General features: G+C 72.8%; 14 protein-coding genes and 1 pseudogene. 12 read left to right on the top strand and 3 right to left on the bottom strand.

From position 1 onward, the window contains the following. The first annotated feature begins 83 nt into the window (after nt 1-83). The 3 genes from SNA_RS12580 to SNA_RS12590 all read left to right on the top strand — a co-directional run bounded on the left by SNA_RS12580 (nt 84) and on the right by SNA_RS12590 (nt 4,494). Nucleotides 84-635 carry a TetR/AcrR family transcriptional regulator gene (locus SNA_RS12580; RefSeq protein WP_030066530.1) on the top strand — a complete coding sequence of 184 codons (552 nt, stop codon included), beginning with the start codon at nt 84-86 and terminating at the stop codon, nt 633-635. Next, entirely contained in the window at nt 632-2,248 is a 1,617-nt protein-coding gene (locus SNA_RS12585) for an MFS transporter (protein WP_044364980.1), read from the top strand. The genes SNA_RS12580 and SNA_RS12585 overlap by 4 nt, the downstream gene beginning before the upstream one ends. Nucleotides 2,249-2,526: 278 nt before the next feature. Further along, complete coding sequence (locus SNA_RS12590; RefSeq protein ID WP_044364982.1) at nt 2,527-4,494, top strand: bifunctional metallophosphatase/5'-nucleotidase; 1,968 nt, start codon at nt 2,527-2,529, stop codon at nt 4,492-4,494. Nucleotides 4,495-4,606: 112 nt separating this feature from the next. On the opposite strand, the gene SNA_RS12595 is transcribed toward SNA_RS12590, so the two are convergent. Then, on the bottom strand, nt 4,607-5,278 hold the full coding sequence (locus SNA_RS12595; RefSeq protein WP_030066533.1) for a lysophospholipid acyltransferase family protein: 672 nt from the start codon (nt 5,276-5,278) through the stop codon (nt 4,607-4,609). Between the two features lie 254 nt (nt 5,279-5,532). Between SNA_RS12595 and SNA_RS12600 the strand changes: the two are divergent. Then, a pseudogene (locus SNA_RS12600) lies at nt 5,533-5,976 on the top strand (glycerophosphodiester phosphodiesterase family protein); the annotation flags it as partial. Nucleotides 5,977-6,133: 157 nt separating this feature from the next. Beyond that, complete coding sequence (locus tag SNA_RS12605; protein WP_044364984.1) at nt 6,134-6,640, top strand: GNAT family N-acetyltransferase; 507 nt, start codon at nt 6,134-6,136, stop codon at nt 6,638-6,640. A 93-nt stretch (nt 6,641-6,733) separates the two neighbouring features. Here the strand turns inward: SNA_RS12605 and SNA_RS12610 are convergent, their stop codons facing one another. Both SNA_RS12610 and SNA_RS12615 read right to left on the bottom strand, forming a co-directional pair. After that, nucleotides 6,734-7,189 (bottom strand): hypothetical protein, encoded by a 456-nt coding sequence (locus tag SNA_RS12610; RefSeq protein ID WP_030066536.1) that lies wholly within the window; start codon nt 7,187-7,189, stop codon nt 6,734-6,736. Next, on the bottom strand, nt 7,182-7,550 hold the full coding sequence (locus SNA_RS12615; protein ID WP_030066537.1) for a hypothetical protein: 369 nt from the start codon (nt 7,548-7,550) through the stop codon (nt 7,182-7,184). The genes SNA_RS12610 and SNA_RS12615 overlap by 8 nt, the downstream gene beginning before the upstream one ends. A 674-nt stretch (nt 7,551-8,224) precedes the next feature. Here SNA_RS12615 and SNA_RS12620 point away from each other — a divergent pair. The 7 genes from SNA_RS12620 (at nt 8,225) to cobA (ending at nt 18,770) form a co-directional block, all read left to right on the top strand. After that, entirely contained in the window at nt 8,225-9,295 is a 1,071-nt protein-coding gene (locus SNA_RS12620) for a methionine ABC transporter ATP-binding protein (RefSeq protein WP_030066538.1), read from the top strand. Then, nucleotides 9,292-10,026, top strand: a complete 735-nt coding sequence (locus SNA_RS12625) for a methionine ABC transporter permease (RefSeq protein ID WP_030066539.1) — start codon at nt 9,292-9,294, stop codon at nt 10,024-10,026. The genes SNA_RS12620 and SNA_RS12625 overlap by 4 nt, the downstream gene beginning before the upstream one ends. 71 nt (nt 10,027-10,097) lie before the next feature. Next, complete coding sequence (locus tag SNA_RS12630; protein ID WP_241779623.1) at nt 10,098-10,976, top strand: MetQ/NlpA family ABC transporter substrate-binding protein; 879 nt, start codon at nt 10,098-10,100, stop codon at nt 10,974-10,976. A 195-nt stretch (nt 10,977-11,171) separates the two neighbouring features. Further along, on the top strand, nt 11,172-11,807 hold the full coding sequence (locus SNA_RS12635) for a GNAT family N-acetyltransferase (RefSeq protein WP_030066541.1): 636 nt from the start codon (nt 11,172-11,174) through the stop codon (nt 11,805-11,807). A 135-nt stretch (nt 11,808-11,942) separates the two neighbouring features. Beyond that, nucleotides 11,943-13,163, top strand: a complete 1,221-nt coding sequence (gene cbiE / locus SNA_RS12640) for a precorrin-6y C5,15-methyltransferase (decarboxylating) subunit CbiE (protein WP_044364987.1) — start codon at nt 11,943-11,945, stop codon at nt 13,161-13,163. 237 nt (nt 13,164-13,400) lie between these two features. Continuing rightward, the gene (cobT, locus tag SNA_RS12645) at nt 13,401-17,312 is read left to right on the top strand and encodes a nicotinate-nucleotide--dimethylbenzimidazole phosphoribosyltransferase (RefSeq protein WP_044364988.1); all 3,912 of its coding nucleotides are present in this window, start codon (nt 13,401-13,403) and stop codon (nt 17,310-17,312) included. A 219-nt stretch (nt 17,313-17,531) separates the two neighbouring features. After that, nucleotides 17,532-18,770 (top strand): uroporphyrinogen-III C-methyltransferase, encoded by a 1,239-nt coding sequence (cobA, locus tag SNA_RS12650; RefSeq protein ID WP_030067115.1) that lies wholly within the window; start codon nt 17,532-17,534, stop codon nt 18,768-18,770. Nucleotides 18,771-18,792 lie beyond the last annotated feature (22 nt).

Below are 18,792 nucleotides of genomic sequence, written 5' to 3' on the forward strand. Positions count from 1 at the left end.
CGTCGTCTGCCGTGGATCCCGTTCGGGCCCGAATGACCCGCCTCGATGAGACATTGGCGTCTCATTCGGTTAGTCTGTGTCTCATGGCTGTGGATCGCGAACAGGTACTCACCCAAGCCGCCGCGCTGCTCGCCCGGCGGTCGACGACCTCGATGGACGAGATCGCCCGCGCGGCCGGCATCAGCCGGGCCACCCTGCACCGGCACTTCGCCGGGCGCGATGCGCTGATCCGCGCCCTGGAACAGCTCGGCATCGAACAGTTCACCCAGGCCATGGACGCCGCCCGGCTCGACGACGGACCCGCCCCCGATGCGCTGCGCCGGCTGATCACCGAAGCCGAACAGGTCGCCGGCGTGCTGGCCTTCCTCTTCACCGAGAACCAGCTCTTCGAGGGCGCGGAGGTCAACGCCGGCTGGGCCCGCCTCGACGCCCGCCTCCACGCCCTCTTCCGCCGCGGCCAGGAGGAGGGCGATCTCCGTATCGACCTCAGCGCCGCCTGGCTGACCGAGGCCACCTACGGCCTGATCGGCGCGGCCGCCTGGGCCGTCCACGAAGGGCGCGTCGCGCGGGGCGAACTCAACCACTCGATCGCCGAGCTGCTGCTCGGCGGCATCCGACGGAGCATGGAGAAATGACCGAGACCGCAGCGTCCGGACCGGCCGGTTCGGCCCATGTGGACGATCAGCCCCGACCGGGCCGCTGGCTCGCCCTCGCCGTCCTCGTCCTCGCCGTCCTGCTGGTCGGCGTCGACGCCACGGTCCTCGGCCTGGCCACCCCGTTCCTGAGTGAGGATCTGAAGCCGTCGGGCACCCAGCTGCTGTGGATCGGCGACATCTACTCCTTCGTCATCGCCGGTCTCCTGGTCTCCATGGGCAGCCTCGGCGACCGCATCGGCCGCAAGAAACTGCTGCTGATCGGCTCCGTCGCGTTCGGCGGGCTGTCGGTGGTGTGTGCGTACTCCACCACCCCGGAGATGATGATCGCCGCCCGCGCCCTGCTGGGTGTGGCCGGTGCGACGCTGATGCCGTCCACCCTGGCGCTGATCCGCAACCTCTTCCACGACCCCAAGGAGCGCAGCCTCGCGGTCGGCATATGGGGCGCGATGGCCTCGGCCGGTACCGCCGTCGGCCCGGTCCTCGGCGGCTTTCTGCTGGGCCACTTCTGGTGGGGCTCGGTCTTCCTGATCAACCTTCCGGTGATGGCCCTCCTGGTCGTCGTCGGCATCAGGGTGATCCCCGAATCCCGCCATCCCGATCCCGGCCCCTGGGACATCCCCAGCGTCGCGCTGTCCCTGGTGGGCATCGTGGGCGTCGTCTACGCCATCAAGGAGGCGGCGGTCCACGGCTACCGCGGCGACATCCTGGCCGCCGGCCTGATCGGCCTGCTTGCGCTGTTCGTCTTCGTACGCCGCCAGCTCAGCCTGGACTCCCCCCTGCTCAACATGAAGCTCTTTCACCACCGGGGCTTCTCCGGCGCCGTACTGGCCGATCTGCTGACCATCCTCGGCCTGTCCGGGCTGGTCTTCTTCCTCTCCCAGTTCCTCCAGATGGTCCAGGTGCGCTCGCCGCTGAACGCCGGGCTCACCGAACTTCCCGCCGCGGTCGGCGCGGTCGGCGCCGGACTCGCCGCCGGGTATGTCGCCCGCCGACTGTCCGTACGCCTCGTCGTGGCCGGCGGCCTCGCCATCGTCGGGCTCTCGCTCGTCGGCTCCACCACCCTGCACGCCGACACCGGCACCGCCTCGATCGGCCTGATCCTCTTCGTCGTCGGCGTCGGCGCGGGCTTCTCCTTCACCGTCACCGCCGATGTCATCCTCTCCAGCGTCCCCAAGGAGGAGGCCGGCGCCGCCTCGGCGGTCTCCGAGACGGCCTACGAACTCGGCGCGGCCCTCGGCATCGCCCTGCTCGGCTCCATCGTCACCGGCATCTACCGCGACTTCCCGGCGCCCCCCGGCATCCCCGCGGGCACCGAGGCCGCCGCCCGCGAATCGCTCGGCGGCGCCATGGAGGCCGCCAAGGACCTGCCCGCCCACCAGGCCACCGCCCTGGTGAAGTCCGCTCAGCACAGCTTCGTCGACGGCCTGGACATCGCCGTCGGGGTGAGCGCCGTGGTGCTGTTGAGCGCGGCCGTCGCCGCATGGTTCCTCCTGCGGGGCCAGGAACTGGGCAACACCCCGGCGCAGCCGGAGACGGCCGCGGACGCCGAGCGGGATCCGCAGCCGGAGACGCTGGGCGGCGGGGGCGCCTGAGGGGGCCGCCCCCCGCCGCCGACGGTCCGACACCTACCGGAACGGCCGCCCCGCCGCGCCCCCGCCCGGCGACATCCGGGTCATGACCGACCGCCCACGGGCGTGTCCTCCAAGGCGCCGTGCCATGCACGCGCCATGATCCACAACGACACGCCTAGGGGGCGACTGTCCCCCGGCCGTTCACGCCCGGCAGGTGCCCCGGCGGCCGGACATCCCGCACGGCTCGCTCGACTCTCCCGTCGTCCCCCCACGGTCGGCCCGCTCAGGAGAGAGACGCAGTGCGCGACATCGGACGACGGTACTTCTTCACCGCCGCGGGGGCCCTCGCCACCGCAAGCGCCATCGGCAGCAACGCCTACGCCACCGGACACGCCCGCGACGCGGGCACCGCCGACGAATACGTCGATGTGCAATTGCTCAATATCACCGACCTGCACGGCTATCTCCAGGGCGCGCCCGGCGCACACTCCCGCATTACGGGAACGGGCGGTGCGACCTACACCGTCGGCGGCGTCGCGTACATGGCGGCGCATCTGGAACGGCTGCGCGCCGACCACCGCAACTCCCTCTTCTTCGCCCCCGGAGACCTCTTCTCCGGCTGGGAGTTCGATGCGGCCTCCCTCGCCGACGAACCCACCATCGAAGCGCTCAACGCCTTGGGACTGGACTTCGCCTCCGCCGGAAACCATGAATTCGACAAATCGGCGACCTTTCTGACGTCCCATATGGCAAAAGGCGTCTCCTACCCGACGGTGGACCGCGACGACTCCTTCGAGGACTCCACCGGCCAGCGCTTCCGCGGCGCGAAATTCCCGTACTACAGCGCCAATATGGTCTGGAACGAAAGCGGCGAGACCGTCCTGCCGCCGTACAACATCGTCTACGTCGACGCCGGCCGCGGCCGCACCCTGCCCATCGGCTTCATCCACCTCACGGCCCTGGGCGCCGAGACCTTCCCCGGCTCCTACCAGCCCGGACTGCGCACCCTCGACGAACTGGAGACCGCCAACCGCTGCGCCGCCGAGCTGAAATCACGCGGCGTCAACGCGATCGTGCTCAGCATGCACGACGGCGCCGTCGCCGGCAGCGACTTCTCCAGCGGCAGCAACCCCTCCGGCCCCGCCTACGAACTGGCGCTGCGCGTCACCTCGGACATCGACGCCATCGTCACCGGCCACTGGCACTGCGCCTTCACCATGATGCTGCCCGACCCCCAGGGCACCCCCCGCCCGTTCGTCGAGGCGGGCTGCTACGGCCAGCTGATCAACGAGATCAATCTGCGCCTCGACCCCGTCACCGGCGAGGTGATCCGGCCGCTGACCACGGCCACCAACCACCCCAACACCCGCGAGGTCACCCCCCATCCCGAACTGCGGTCGATCGCCGACTACTGGGCCGGCTACGCCACCCGCCGCGCCGCCACCCCGCTCGGCACCCAGTCCGCCTCCTTCACCCGCCGGCGCAACGCCGCGGGCGAGAGCAGCATGGGCGATCTGGTGGCCGACTGGGCGCTCTGGGCGGGCGGGCAACCGCACGGCCCGATGGACGACGCGGGCGGCAACCCCAACGTCCCGGCCGAACTCGCCGTCATCGCGCTGGCCCCGCGCGTCGGCCAGGCCATCATCGCCGGCGACCTGGTACGCGACGAGGCATCGGGCGGCACCATCACGCTCGGCCGCGCCTGGAACGCCGTCGGCTTCGGCGACCCGATCATGACGGTGACCGTCACCGGGGCCCAGATCCACGACGCGCTGGAGGAACAGTGGGCCCCCACCGCCGACGGGGGCCTGGGCTTCGCGCCGCTGGCCGTCTCCGCCAACGTCCGCTACACCTTCGACGCCGCCGGGCCCATCGGCCGCCGCGTCGACCCCGCCGAGGTCTTCATCGGCAACGCCGCACTCGATCCGGCCCGCAGCTACCGCCTCGCCGCCCCCTCGTACACCCTGATCAACCAGGACGGCTACAGCGCCTTCTCCGGGTTCACCGCCCCCGTACGCCACACCCGCGACTTCGAGAGCTTCGTGGCATTCCTCCGCACCCACCAGCAGCTGACGCCCGCCCCGCTCAACCGGGTCGCGGTGAAGAACACGGAGGTACCGGGCGCGCGGATCGGCAGCGTCCCCGAGCACTTCCAGCAGCAGTCCGGCGGCGGCAAGGTCCCGCGGCCCGAGGCGGCGCTGCGCACGGCGCAGACCGGAGGCCCCGAAGGCCAGCGCGCGCCGGGCGGTTTCCGGGTGCCGTGCTGAATCCTGCGCTGAATCCCGTGCGCAGCGCCGTGCCGAAGAGGGCGGGCGGCGGAACGCAAACAGGCCCCGTCCGGGAAGGACGGGGCCCTGGGGCAAGGGGCCGGAGGCCGGGTCAGGCGGCGGCCCTGGCCTTGGTGGCGTAGATGTCGACGTACTCCTGGCCGGACAGGTCCATCACATCGCTCATCACCTCGTCGGTGACGGCCCGCAGGACGTAGCGGTCGCGGTCCATCCCGTCGTAGCGGGAGAAGTCCAGCGCCTCGCCGAAGCGGACGGTGACCGGGGCGAGCCGCGGCCGGCCCTTGCCGCCGGGCTGCACCTTGTCCGTACCGACCATGGCGAACGGGACGACGGGGGCGCCGGTCATCAGCGTGAGCCGGGCGATGCCGGTGCGGCCGCGGTAGAGGCGGCCGTCGGGGGAGCGGGTGCCCTCGGGGTAGATACCGAAGGCCTTGCCCTCCTCCAGGACGCGGCGGCCGGTCATCAGCGCCGCGACCCCGCCGTGCCCGCCGTCCCGGTCCACCGGGATCATGCCGGCGCTGGTGAAGAACCAGGCCATCAGCCGCCCCTTGAAGCCCTTGCCGGTGACGTACTCGTCCTTGCCGATGAAGTAGACCGGGCGCTTGACGAGCAGGCTCAGGAACAGCGAGTCGATGAAGGTGACGTGGTTGCCGGCCAGGATCACCGGGCCGGTCTCCGGGATGCGCTCCATGCCCTCGACCTTGGGGTGGTAGAGGACACGCATGAGGAATCCGAGAATCGCCTTCAGCACAATGCGGGACAACGGGTCCTCCGGTCGTGACGGGTCAACGTCGGGGCGGCAGCGAACTCTGCAGCCCAGGACGATACTCGCGGGTCATCAGCGCGCGCACATCGGGTTCACCGGGCCGATACGGAGAGTTGACACGCGGTTGACGTGTGTTACCGCGGATTCCCTCTGGTGTTGCCGTACGTCACCCCCGCGTGCTGACGATCTGCGGCGGTTTGGCAGGTACGAGTCAGGCTACCCCCCACCTCAAGGAGCATACGCACCACACGGAGCGCCTGGGCCGGCTGGTCGGCTGCCCCAAGATCGTCCTGCTGGACGGCCCCGACACGCGGCCGTGGGACTTCGTCGAGGCCGGCGATCCCCGCACCGTCGCCGATCTCATCAAGCCCTACGGCCTGAGGTGGATCGCGGGATTCGCCCAGGGCATCGGCCCGGCGCTGGACCAGATCATCCCCAGGGACGCATCGGGCACATCCGGTGCGCCCACCTCTCTCGTCAAGGACGCGCACGCCGTCGGCCTGGTCCTGCACCCGTATACCGGCCGCAACGAGAACACCTTCCTGCCCACCGACTACCGCCGCGGCGCCGACCCCAACGCCCATGGGGACGCGCTGGGTTATTTCCGGGCGTGCCTGGCGACCGGCCTCGACGGCATGTTCTCCGACAATCCGGACACCGCGCTGCTCGCCGCCGCGGAGTTCCGTAAGAGGTGACGCCCGCCGAGCGCCGCATCCCACCCCCGGAATTTCCCTCCTGTCTCATCTGAGTTGGGAATGTCACACAGGAGCATGAGGTCGGTGGGGATTGCCACTGCCACTTTCCGGGGAATCCGGAAACACGCAGCGAACCGAAAAGGGGAGGCATACGCGCATGGGCACCAGCGTGACCATCTCTGCGGCGTCCGACCAGGATGCCGAGCAGATCCTCAAACTCCAGTACCTCTGCTACCAGTCGGAGGCCGCGCTCTATGACGACTACGGCATCGAGCCGCTCACCCAGACGCTCGCTGCCCTGCGCGCCGAACTGGACGAGGGGTGCGTGCTGGTGGCCCGGCTCGGCGGGGAGGTCGTCGGATCCGTACGCGGCACCGTCGACGCGGACGGGACGGCAAGGATCGGCAAGCTGATGGTGCACCCGCGCATGCAGCGGCACGGGCTGGGCGGCCGGCTGCTCGACGCCGTCGAGCAGCGGCTGGCGGCCGAGTGTTCCGCCAAGCGCTACCGCCTCCTCACCGGTCATCGCAGCGAGGGCAATCTGCGGCTCTACCGCAGCCACGGCTATCTGCCCGTCGGGACCGAGCGGCTCAGCCGCACGCTGAGCGAGATCACCCTGGAGAAGGAGCCGGCGGCGGCCGACGTCTACGTCGCCGGTGCCTGACCCCCCGGACCGGTGCGTGGGCCCGCTGTGGGGGCGGGCCCGCGCACCGTTTGCTTGTCCGCCCGGGGGCAGGGCCGGTCCGGCGGGTGGGCCCTACGCCGCTTCCGTACGGGCCCGGCGCAGCCACATCAGGCCGGTGACGGGGAGGGCGACGGGGATGAAGAGGTAGTCCATGCCGTAGTCCGACCACACGGTGGCGTCGGGGAAGGCGGACGGTTCGACCAGCGTCCAGGTGCCGATGCCCAGCACCCCGATCAGCTCCAGCGCACAGGAGACGGCCGCCGCCTTGCGGGCGCCCTCGCCGCCACGGACCAGCGAGACCAGGATGAAGCCGTAGACGACCGCGGAGACGGCCGAGAGGCTGTACGCCAGCGGGGCCACCTGGAACTGCGCGATCACCTGGTAGAGGGAGCGGGACGCGGCGGCGACGGTGAAGACGCCGTAGAGCGTGACCAGGAGGCGGCCGGGGCCGGTGCCCAGGGACCGTTTCGCCGGAGCCGAGGCGGCCTCCGGGGCCGTGGACGCCGCGGACGTCGTGGTATCAGGCACTGCCGCCTCCCCAGATGTCGAAAAGCCGTACTTCCAGCACCGCCAGCACGATGCCGCCCGCCGCGACGGTGGCCGAACCCCAGCGGGTCCGCTCGGACAGCGACATGAAACCGGTCGCCGGGATGCAGGCCGAGGCCCCCAGGAGATACGCCACGAAGATCGCGGTGCCCTCGTCCGGCGACTGCCCGCGCGCCAACTGCACGCACCCTATGACCAGTTGGGCGATGCCGAGCAGGGACACCAGGGCCATGCCGATGAAGTGCCAGTCCTTGGTGGGCTGGTCGCGATAGGTGGCCCAGCCGCACCAGGCGGCCAGGGCGAGAGCGGTCGCGGCGACGGCGACGGTCAGCGCGTCGATCACCGCGACCTCCGCGCGGGGCTGCGGTGCGCCGGGGGGTTGTGGGGCATGGGGCGATGCTAATCGGCGGCGGGCGGGCGGGTGCGCCCGGCCCCGGCACGGCACGCCGCCCGTGAGGCCCGGCCGCGCCTCGCCCGCCGCCGGGCGGCTGGCCGGCCGTGGCGTTGACCACAACACCGGGGGCGGGGGAGCGGGGCAGGGGCGGCGGCGCGGCCGGGCTACCGGCGGTATCCGTGCAGGCCACCGGCCGGGCGACGGGGAGCCCCGCCGGGGAGCGAGCCACCGTCCACGGAGCGGTCGGGCCTGTCCGCTATACGGACGAGCTTGATCCGGCCAGGCCGCCGTCTGGTTTACTTGCCGCCATGACCACGACGAGCTGCCGCATCCGCGCGACCGAGGCGATCACGACGCCCGGTGCTCGTTGCCTGTGTCGAATGTGTGACCGCTGAGGGCCCCCGTTTGAGCCTCGCGCCCCGAAGCGAGACCCTCCCCCCGCGCTCCGACGGAGCAGGGGGACGCCTCATGAGCCGTACGTCAGCCATGACACACCGGCCGCCCCGCGTCACCGGAACCCGAAGCCGGGCCCCAGGCCCCCCGGGTACCCCTTTGCCGCACTCGCAAGAATGCCCCGTGCCCGGCGGGCGACCGCCCGGCACTCGACAGTGACGGAATTCCCTGTGATCACCACAACGGGCCTGACCAAGGTCTACCGTTCAGGAGACCGCGAAGTCACCGCCCTGGACGGCGTCGACCTGCACGTCCGCGAGGGCGAGGTGTACGGCGTCCTCGGCCAGAGCGGCGCCGGCAAATCCACCCTCATCCGCTGCCTGAACCTCCTGGAGCGACCCACCTCTGGCACGGTCACCGTCGCCGGCCAGGACCTGACCGCGCTCGCCGGGCGCGGACAGCGCGCCAACGCTGCGCTGCGGGCCGCCCGCAGCCATATCGGCATGGTCTTCCAGCACTTCAACCTGTTGTCCTCGCGCACCGTGCAGGACAACGTCGAACTGCCCCTGGAGATCCTCAAGGTCGACCGGCGCGAGCGCTCCCGCAAGGCCCTCGAACTGCTCGACCTGGTCGGCCTGGCCGACAAGGCCGGGGCCTACCCCGCCCAGCTCTCCGGCGGCCAGAAGCAGCGCGTCGGCATCGCCCGCGCCCTGGCCGGCGACCCCAAGGTGCTGCTCTCCGACGAGGCCACCAGCGCCCTGGACCCGGAGACCACCCGCTCCATCCTGACGCTGCTGCGCGACCTCAACCGCCAGCTCGGCCTGACCATCGTCCTGATCACGCACGAAATGGACGTCGTCAAGACCATCTGCGATTCGGCCGCCCTCATGAAGAACGGCCGCGTGGTGGAAGCCGGAACGGTCGCCGAGCTGCTCGCCACCCCCGGCTCCGAGCTGGCCCGCGAGCTGTTCCCGGTGGGCGGCGAGCCCTCCGGCGAGGACCGCACCGTCGTCGACATCACCTTCCACGGTTCGGCCGCCACCCGCCCGGTGATCTCCGAGCTGGCCCGTACCTACAACGTCGACATCTCCATCCTCGGCGCCGCCATGGACACCGTCGGCGGCAAGCAGATCGGCCGGATGCGCATCGAACTGCCCGGCCGCTTCGAGGAGAACGTCGTGCCCATCGGCTTCCTGCGCGAGCAGGGACTCCAGGTGGACGTGGCCGCGGAGGCCGGGCCCACCGACGCCGCCGCGATCCCGGCCCCCGCCGCCCCGCTCGAGAAGGAAGCCGCCAAGTGAGCTGGAACGAGATGCAGCCGCTGCTGTACGACAACACCCTCGACACCCTCTTCATGGTGTGGTGGTCGACGTTCTACGCCGTGCTGATCGGCATACCCGTCGGCGTCCTGCTGCATCTGACGGGGCGCGGCGCCATGCTCCAGAACGTCGTGGTGTTCAAGGCCCTCGGCACGCTCGCGAACGTCGGACGGTCCTTCCCGTTCCTGATCCTGATCGTGGTGCTGATCCCCTTCACCCGGCTCGTCGTCGGCGTCTCCATCGGCCCGACCGGCGCGGTGGTCCCGCTCACCATCGCCGCCGTCCCCTTCTTCGCCCGCCTCGTCGAGGCCGCACTGCGCGAGGTGGACAAGGGCCTGGTCGAGGCCGCCCAGGCGATGGGCGGCGGCACCTGGACCATCGTCTTCAAGGTCCTGCTCCCGCAGGCGCTGCCCGCGCTGGTCGCAGCCGTCACCACCACCGTCATCACCCTGATCGGCTACTCCGCGATCGCCGGTGCGGTCGGCGGCGGCGGCCTGGGCAACCTCGCCTACACCTACGGCTACCAGCAGTACGAGACCTCCCTGATGATCACCACCGTCGTGGAGCTGATCCTCCTGGTCACCCTCGTCCAGCTGCTCGGCGACCTCGTCGTCCGCCGTCTGGCCTCCCGCGGCACCCGCGCCTCCTCCGTACGCGTCGGCCTGCGCCGCGCCCGCAGCGAGGAGCCGGCCGCCGTCACCGAGGCCGCCTGACCCCCACAGCACCACCCCACGAGCCCGGACCCTTTGCCGGGCGGACACCCACGCGCCACCGGCGCGTGAACGTGAACAAGAAAGAGGCACTCTTCGTGCGCACCCTGATCAAGATCACCGTGGCGGCCACCGCCGCCTCCGCCGTCGCCTTCGGCACCGCCGCCTGCTCGGCCCCGTCCGACACCACCGCGAGCGCCAAGGGCGACAAGAACGCCCCGCTCGTCGTCGCCGCGAGCCCCACCCCGCACGGCACCATCCTCGACTTCGTCAAGAACAAGCTGGCGGCCAAGGCCGGGCTCAAGCTCGTCGTCAAGCCGTTCAACGACTACAAGATCCCCGACAAGGTCACCGACGACGGCCAGGTCGACGCCAACTTCTTCCAGCACAAGCCGTTCCTGGACACCTTCAACAAGGAGAACGGCACCCACATCGTGCCCGTCCAGAACGTGCTCATCGAGCCGCTCGGCGTCTACTCCCACAAGATCCACAAGCTGTCGGAGCTGAAGTCCGGCTCCACCGTCTCGGTGCCCAACGACCCCTCCAACGAGGGCCGCGCGCTCAAGCTGCTCGCCGACAACGGCGTGATCACCCTCAAGCCCGGCGCCGGCTCCGACGCCAAGCTCACCGACGTCAAGGACGACAAGGGCGTCAAGCTCACCGAGCTGGAGGCCGCCCAGACCGCGCCGCGCATCGACGACGTCGACGCCGCCGTCATCAACGGCAACTTCGCCATCGGCGCCCACCTCAAGCCCTCCAAGGACGCCCTGGCCCTGGAGAGCGCCAAGAACAACCCCTACGCCAACTTCCTGGCCGTCAAGAAGGGCCACGAGAACGACCCGCGGATCAAGAAGCTGGCCAAGCTGCTGAACTCCCCCGAGGTCAAGAAGTTCATCGAGGACACGTACAAGGACGGTTCGGTCATCCCGGCCTTCGGTCCCGCAAAGAGCTGACCTGCACCGCAGCCCGCACGGGCCCCGGACCGCGCCGCCGCGGACCGGGGCCCCTCTGCGTGGCACATCCCCGGGCGGATGCTGCATGCTGGTGCCCTCAAAGACGGTCAACACGCCCCTGACCTCACGTGACCCCACATCACAGCGGCCCGTGACGGCCCGGAGCACTACAGCCAACGGCGTTGGAGCAGCGGCATGACATCCACCTTTCCGGACATCTCCCTCAGCACGGAACGGCTGGTGCTACGACCTCTCGACGAGGACGACATCCCCGCCCTGGCCGACATGATGAACGACGAGCTGGTCGCCGCCTGGACCGCGCTGCCCCAGCCCTACACCCGGGACGCCGCCCGCACCTGGGTCACCCGGTACGCCCCCGCCGAACGTACCGCGGGCCGCGGACTCGACCTCGCGGTCAGCGAATTCCTCACCCAGCGCCTCGTCGGCGTCGTCCAGCTGGGCAACACCAACTGGCGGGTGCGCTCCACCGAGATCTCGTACATCATCGCCTCCTGGGCCCGCGGCGAGGGCTACGCCTCCGAGGCCACGCTCGCCTGCGCCCAGTGGCTCTTCGACGACCAGGGGTTCGAGCGCCTGGAGCTGCGCACCGCCGCCGGGAACACCGCCTCCCAGCAGGTCGCCCAGAAGATCGGCTGCATCAGCGAGGGAGTGCTGCGCAACGCCTGCATAGCCCGCAGCCGTACGGAGGACGGCGGCTGGACCGACATCCGCACGGACCAGATCGTCTGGAGCCTGCTGCCCGAGGACCTCGACGGCGTACCCGCCCAGCGGGTCGACGCCAACGGATTCGCCTACCCCGGGTGGAACTGACCCCGTGCCGCGCCCGGCCCGTACCCGACGGGGTACTCTCGGCCCGCCGCACCCCTCGCCACCAGCGAGGACACCCCCGCGGGGTACCTACGGCGCCCCCTCCCGCACCCCAGCAGCCCCAGGAGACTGACGCGCATGGCCGACCGGGTCACGGTGATCGGATGGGACGGCTCCGCACTGACCGCCGCCGCCCGCTCCGCCCTCGGCGCCGCGACGCTCGTGGCCGGCGCCGCCCACCATCTCGCACTGCCCGAAGTCCCCCCGCACGCCGAACGCATCCGCCTGGGCAGTCTCACCCTCGCCGCCCGCCGCATCGCCCAGCACCGCGGCACCGCCGTCGTCCTCGCCGACGGCGACCCCGGCTTCTTCGGCGTCGTCCGCACCCTGCGCGCCCCCGAATACGGCCTCGAGGTCGAAGTGGTGCCCGCCGTCTCCTCCGTCGCCGCCGCCTTCGCCCGCGCCGGCATGCCCTGGGACGACGCCCAGGTCGTCGTCGCCCACAGCCGCGATCTGCGCCGCGCGGTCAACGTCTGCCGCGCCCACACCAAGGTCGCCGTCCTCACCTCACCCGGCGCCGGCCCCGCCGAACTCGCCCTGCTGCTCGGCGGCGTCCACCGCACCTTCGTCATCTGCGAGGAACTGGGCACCGACCGGGAACGGGTGACGGTCCTCACCTCCGACAGGGTCGCCGACCACGTCTGGCGCGACCCCAACGTCGTCATCGTCATCGGCGGCTCACCCGCCGGTGCCGCCGCCCAGGGCACCGGCTGGATCGCCGCCCACGAGGTCGGCCACCCGGCCGGCCCCCGCGGCTGGGGCCTGCCGGCCGCCGCATACGGCGGAGCCCTCGGCGAAGGCGAGTCCGGCCAGCTGCGCACCGCCCAACTCGCCCGCCTCGGGCCGCAGGTGGGGGACCTGGTCTGGGACATCGGTACGGGCAGCGGCGCGGCCGCCGTGGAGACCGCACGCTTCGGCGCGGCCGTCATCGCGGTGGACGCCGACCCCGAAGCCTGCGGCCGCACCGCCGCCCTCGCCCGCCGCTACGGCGTCCAACTCCAGGTCGTGGCCGGCCGCGCGCCGCAGATCCTCGAAGACCTGCCCGAACCGGACGTGGTCCGCATCGGCGGCGGGGGAGCGGCCGTCGTCACCGCCTGCGCCGACCGCCGCCCCGAACGGATCGTCACCCACGCCGCCACCCGCGACGAGGCCGAAGCACTCGGAAGGGCGCTCGCCGACGGGGGATATGACGTCGAATGTGCATTGCTCCAGTCCGTCGATCTGGACACCACCGCCTGGGTGGAACGTGAACGTTCCGTGGTCTTTCTGCTCAGCGGCTATCGCGTTCCTCACCCGTGACCTGGAACGCAACCCGCGGGAGGTAGGCTGGCGGATCGTTGCGCCGCTGTTCCGCGTTCGGGTGAGTACGCCAATATCCGGAAATTCCCGTGGTTTTGGCGGAAAATAAAGCTCTAGAGGGCGGACGTGCCGCGCGGCGCGCTCGCTCGTTCTCGCTATCGGGGCGTCGGCGCGTCCCGGTCGAGCGCGTCGCACGAGCGGTTGGAAGGAGCACTAGCACATGGGCGAGGGGTACGCATGACCGACACCGGCCAGGTCCCGGGCGAGGGACAGCCGGAGAACGCAGGCGGACATCCCGGGCAGCCGCAGCCGGCACCCGTTCCTTCCCCTGCCGACGCCGGATCGACGCAGCAGCCGGACGCCTACCCCTTCGAAGGGGCCGAGGCCGCCGTCGAGGACGACGATCTGCTGCTGATGCCGGGCGCCCAGGGCGCCTGGAGCGAGCAGCAGGCGCAGCCGATGCCGCAGCAGGCCGCGCCCGCGCAGGGCGCACCGATGCCCGCCCCGGCCGGCGACCACGAGAGCGGCGGCCGGGACTCCGGCGCGCACGACCTCACCGCCGTCCGCATCCCGCAGCCCGCCGCACCGCAGCCCGCGCGCCGTCCGCTGCACATGGGCCCGCCGGTGCCCGACCCGACCGGCGGCGTGGTCCGCTCGCTGGCCGACCGCGGCCCCGCCGACGCCCCGTCACCGGCCCCCGGCCGCCATGCGGGCCCTCCGGCCGCCGGGCCCGAATACCTCGACGTCCAGGCCGAGACCGCCGTACCAGCCGAGGCGGCCGCGCCCGCCGCCGAGCAGCCTGCCGGTGCGCCGGCCGCGCAGCCGGTGGCCATGCCGCCGTACGGCGAGCAGCCCTACGACGGCCAGCTCCACGCCGAGCAGTCCTACGGCGCCGCCGGCCAGGGCCCGTTGCCCGGCCCGCAGCTGGGGGAGATCCCCGCGCAGGTCCCGGCGCAGATGCCGCCGTGGGACGAGGCATCGGCCCAGGCGGCCGCGGCCCCGCTCACGGAAACGGCCGCGCCCGCCGCTGCCGCGCCCGCCCCGGAGGACGCCCCGCTGCCCGTCGAACAGGCGCAGCCGATGCCGATGCCGGCCGCCGCGGATACCGCTGCGGCGGCGCAGGATGTGCCGGTCCAGGCCGTAGTGGTTCAGGGCGTACCGGCTCAGGATGTACCGGCCCAGGATATTCCGGTCCAAGACGTCCCGGTACAGGACGCGGTGGCCGAGTCCGCCGAGGAGGCTGACGGTCCGGCAGCTGACGTGGCGCCGGCCCAGGCGCCCGCGGCCGGCGACGGCACGCCCCAGGTTCCGGCCGCGCCCGAGCAGGCCCAGCCGGTGGCGGCGCCCGTCGAGGAGCAGCCGCAGGAGGCCGTGGCCCCGGCCGCGCAGGCCGACCAGCCGCAGGGCGGGGCCGTTGCGCCCGCGCCGGAGGCCGTACCGGCTGCCGTAGCTGCCGAGCCCGCTGCGGTCGCCGAGGCCCCCGGGACCGCCGCCCCCGGGACCGCCGCCCCCGTGGACGCCGTCCAGGAGGCCCCGGCCCACACCCCGGCCGAAACCCCCGCCCAGGCCCCGGCCGAGGCGCAGCCGGCCGCTTCCGAGCCGACGCCCGCCTCCGAGCCGACGTCCGCCGCCGGAGCCCCGGCCCCGCAGCCCGCCGAGCAGCCGCAGCCCGCCGAGCAGCTCCAGCCCGTGGAGCCCGCAGCGCCCGTGGAGGCGGCCCCCGAGGCCGAGCCCGAGGCCGCCCCGACGGCCGTCGCCGCTCCCCAGGGCCCCATCGCGCTGCCCGCCCCGGAGAACAGCACGCCCCCGGAAGAGCCCGTCATAGAGCAGCCCGAGGCACCGGCCCCGGCCGCCGAACTCCCGCAGCCCGCCGAGGAGACCCCGGCCGCCGAACAGGCCGCGCCCCAGGGCCAGGAAGCCCCGGCCGAGCCCGCCGCCGAGGCACCGGCCGAGACCCCCGCCGACCCCGCGGCCGAGCACCAGCCGGTAACGCCCGCCGCCGACGCCGTCATTGGTGCGGCCGCGACGGACGCCCCGGCCGCACCGGAGGCCGAGGCCGCCGAGCAGCTCGCGCCCCCGGTGGACGAGGCCCCCGCCCCGCTCACCGACGCCGCCCCCGCCGCACCGCGGCCCGTCGCCGTCCAGATCCCGGCCCAGGCGACCGCCGAACCGGTCCCCGACCCCGAGGACCGCCCCCACCAGCAGGACCCCGCCGAACTCGTCCAGCTCGGCGAGGAACAGGAGCACGACCAGCAGGACCGGGCCCAGGGCGACCAGAGCCAGGACCCGGACCGGAACGAGGAGCACCCCACGGACAACACGGCCGACACGGACGACCAGCCGCAGGCCGCCGACCAGGCCCCGGCGCCCGACGCCGAGCCCGCCGGCACCCCGGCCGAGGACGGCGAGCCCCAGGCCGCCGCCCCCGGGTACGAGGACTCCGAGCGCGCCGCCGTCCACCGCGTCATCCGCGAACGCCGCGACATCCGCAACGGCTTCCGCTCCGACCCGATCCCCAACGACGTCCTGCTGCGCGTCCTGGAGGCGGCCCACACCGCCCCCAGCGTCGGCCACTCCCAGCCCTGGGACTTCGTCGTCATCCGCTCCGGCGAGACCCGCGAGCGGATGCACCAGCTCGCGATGACGCAGCGCGACGCCTACGCCAAATCGCTGCCCAAGGCCCGCGCCAAGCAGTTCCGCGAGCTGAAGATCGAGGCCATCCTCGAAACGCCGGTCAACATCGTCGTCACCGCCGACCCCACCCGCGGCGGCCGGCACACCCTCGGCCGGCACACCCAGCCGCAGATGGCCCCGTACTCCTCCGCGCTGGCCGTCGAGAACCTCTGGCTCGCCGCCCGCGCCGAGGGCCTGGGCGTCGGCTGGGTCAGCTTCTTCGACGAGCGCGAGATGGTCCGCGAACTGGGCCTGCCCGAGCACCTCGAAATCGTCGCCTACCTGTGCGTCGGCTACGTCGACGAGTTCCCCGAGGAGCCCGAGCTGCTCCAGGCCGGCTGGTCCAAGCGCCGCCCGCTGTCCTGGGTCGTCCACGAGGAGACCTACGGGCGCCGCGCCCTGCCCGGCGAGGACCCGCACGACCTCCTCCAGGAGACCCTCCAGGGCATCCGCCCGCTGGACGCCAAGGCGCTCGGCGAGGCGTGGGAGCGGCAGAAGCGGATGACCAAGCCCGCCGGGGCGCTGGGCATGCTGGAGATCATCTCCGCGCAGCTGTGCGGACTGTCCCGCAAGTGCCCGCCGCCGATCCCGGAGCCCGCCGCCGTCGCGATCTTCGCGGGCGACCACGGCGTGCACGCCCAGGGCGTGACCCCCTGGCCCCAGGAGGTCACCGGCCAGATGGTCGCCAACTTCCTGGGCGGCGGCGCGGTCTGCAACGCCTTCGCCAACCAGGTCGGCGCCGAGGTGTGCGTCGTGGACGTCGGCGTGGCCGGCGACCTCCCCGCCACCCCGGGCCTGCTGCCGCGCAAGGTACGCCCCGGCACCGCCGACTTCACCCAGGGCCCGGCGATGACCCAGGAAGACGTCCTCAAGGCCATAGAGGTCGGCATCGAAACCGCCCGGGACCTCGTCGCGGCCGGCAACAAGGCGCTGCTCACGGGCGAGATGGGCATCGCCAACACCACCACCTCGGCCGCCCTGATCTCCGTCTACACCGGCGCCGACCCGGCCGAGGTCACCGGCCGCGGCACGGGCATCAACGACGAGACGCACGCCCGCAAGGTCGATGTCGTCCGCCGCGCCCTCGAACTCCACCAGCCCGACCCGTCCGACCCCATCGGCGTCCTCACCGCCGTCGGCGGCCTCGAACACGCCGCCCTCGTCGGTCTGATCCTCGGCGGCGCCTCGCTGCGGACGCCGGTGCTCCTCGACGGCGTCAGCGCCGGCGCCGCCGCCCTGGTGGCCCGCGCCATCGCCCCCGAGGCGCTGGCCGCCTGCATCGCCGGCCACCGCAGCGCCGAACCGGGCCATGTCGCGGCGCTGACCAAACTCGGTCTGCGCCCGCTGATCGATCTCGACCTGCGCCTCGGCGAGGGCACCGGCGCGCTGCTGGCGCTCCCGGTGGTGCAGAGCGCCGCCCGCGCCATGCACGAAGTCGCCACCTTCGACTCCGCCGGAGTGACGGAGAAGAGCTGAGCGACCGAGCAGCGCTGAGCGACGGAGCGCCGACCGGGCCGTGGCCCGTACCGGCCGCCCCCGCATGACCCCCGGCCCGCAGCCCCATAGGCTGTGGGCCGGGGCGGTACCGCTCACCAGCCGCCCCGCGCCGTCCGTATCACCTCACCAGCTGCTCCAGAGCCGCAGCGACTGAGCCGGTCGTCGAATTCGCACCACCGCACAAGGAGCCGTATCACCATGGCCGAGCATGTCGTCGAACACGCCGCGTACCCCGTCGGACTGCGGCTGTCCGGCCGCCGCGTGGTCGTCCTCGGGGCCGGCCAGGTCGCCCAGCGCCGCCTCCCCTCGCTCATCGCCGCAGGTGCGGACGTCCTCCTGATCTCCCCCTCCGCCACCCCCTCCGTCGAGGCGATGGCCGACACCGGCGAGATCCGCTGGGAGCGCCGCCGCTACCAGGACGGCGATCTCGACGGCGCCTGGTACGCGCTGATCTCCACCGACGACCCGGAGGCCAACGCCGCCGCCTCCCGGGAGGCCGAGGCCCGCCGGGTGTGGTGCGTACGCTCCGACGACGCCGAGGCCGCCACCGCCTGGACCCCGGCCACCGGCCGCAGCGAAGGCGTCACCGTCGCGGTCCTCACCGGCCAGGACCCGCGCCGCTCCGCCGCCGTACGCGACGCCATCGTCGAGGGCCTGCGCGACGGCAGCCTCGCCGCCCCGCACCACCGGCGCCCGCACACCCCCGGCGTGGCCCTGGTCGGCGGCGGTCCCGGCGACCCCGATCTGATCACCGTCCGCGGCCGCCGCCTCCTCGCCGAGGCGGACGTGGTCATCGCCGACCGCCTCGGCCCCCGCGACCTCCTGGCCGAGCTCCCGCCGCACGTCGAGGTCATCGACGCCGCAAAGATCCCCTACGGCCGTTTCATGGCCCAGGAAGCCATCAACAACGCCCTGATCGAGCACGCCAAGGCCGGCAAGGCCGTGGTCCGCCTCAAGGGCGGCGACCCGTTCGTCTTCGGCCGCGGCATGGAGGAGGCCCAGGCGCTGGCCGAGGCCGGGATCCCCTGCACCGTCGTCCCGGGCATCTCCAGCACCATCTCCGTCCCCGGTGCCGCCGGCATCCCCGTCACCCACCGCGGCGTCGCCCACGAATTCACCGTCGTCAGCGGCCATGTCGCCCCGGACGACGAGCGCTCGCTGGTCGACTGGCCCGCCCTCGCCCGGCTCCGCGGCACCCTCGTCGTCCTCATGGGCGTCGAGAACAGCGGCGCCATCGCCGCCGCCCTCATCGCCCACGGCCGCCCCGCCGACACCCCCGCCGCCGTCATCCAGGAAGGCACCACCGCCACCCAGCGCCGCGTGGACGCCACCCTGGCCACCCTGGGCGAGACCGTACGGGCCGAGGGCGTCCGTCCCCCCGCGGTCATCGTCATCGGCGACGTCGTCACCGTGGGCCCGGCCGCCACCCCCAAGTAACCGCGCCCCGCCCGGCCCGCCC

Origin of the sequence: Streptomyces natalensis ATCC 27448, assembly GCF_000935125.1 — a bacterium.
Classification (GTDB): Bacteria; Actinomycetota; Actinomycetes; order Streptomycetales; family Streptomycetaceae; genus Streptomyces; species Streptomyces natalensis.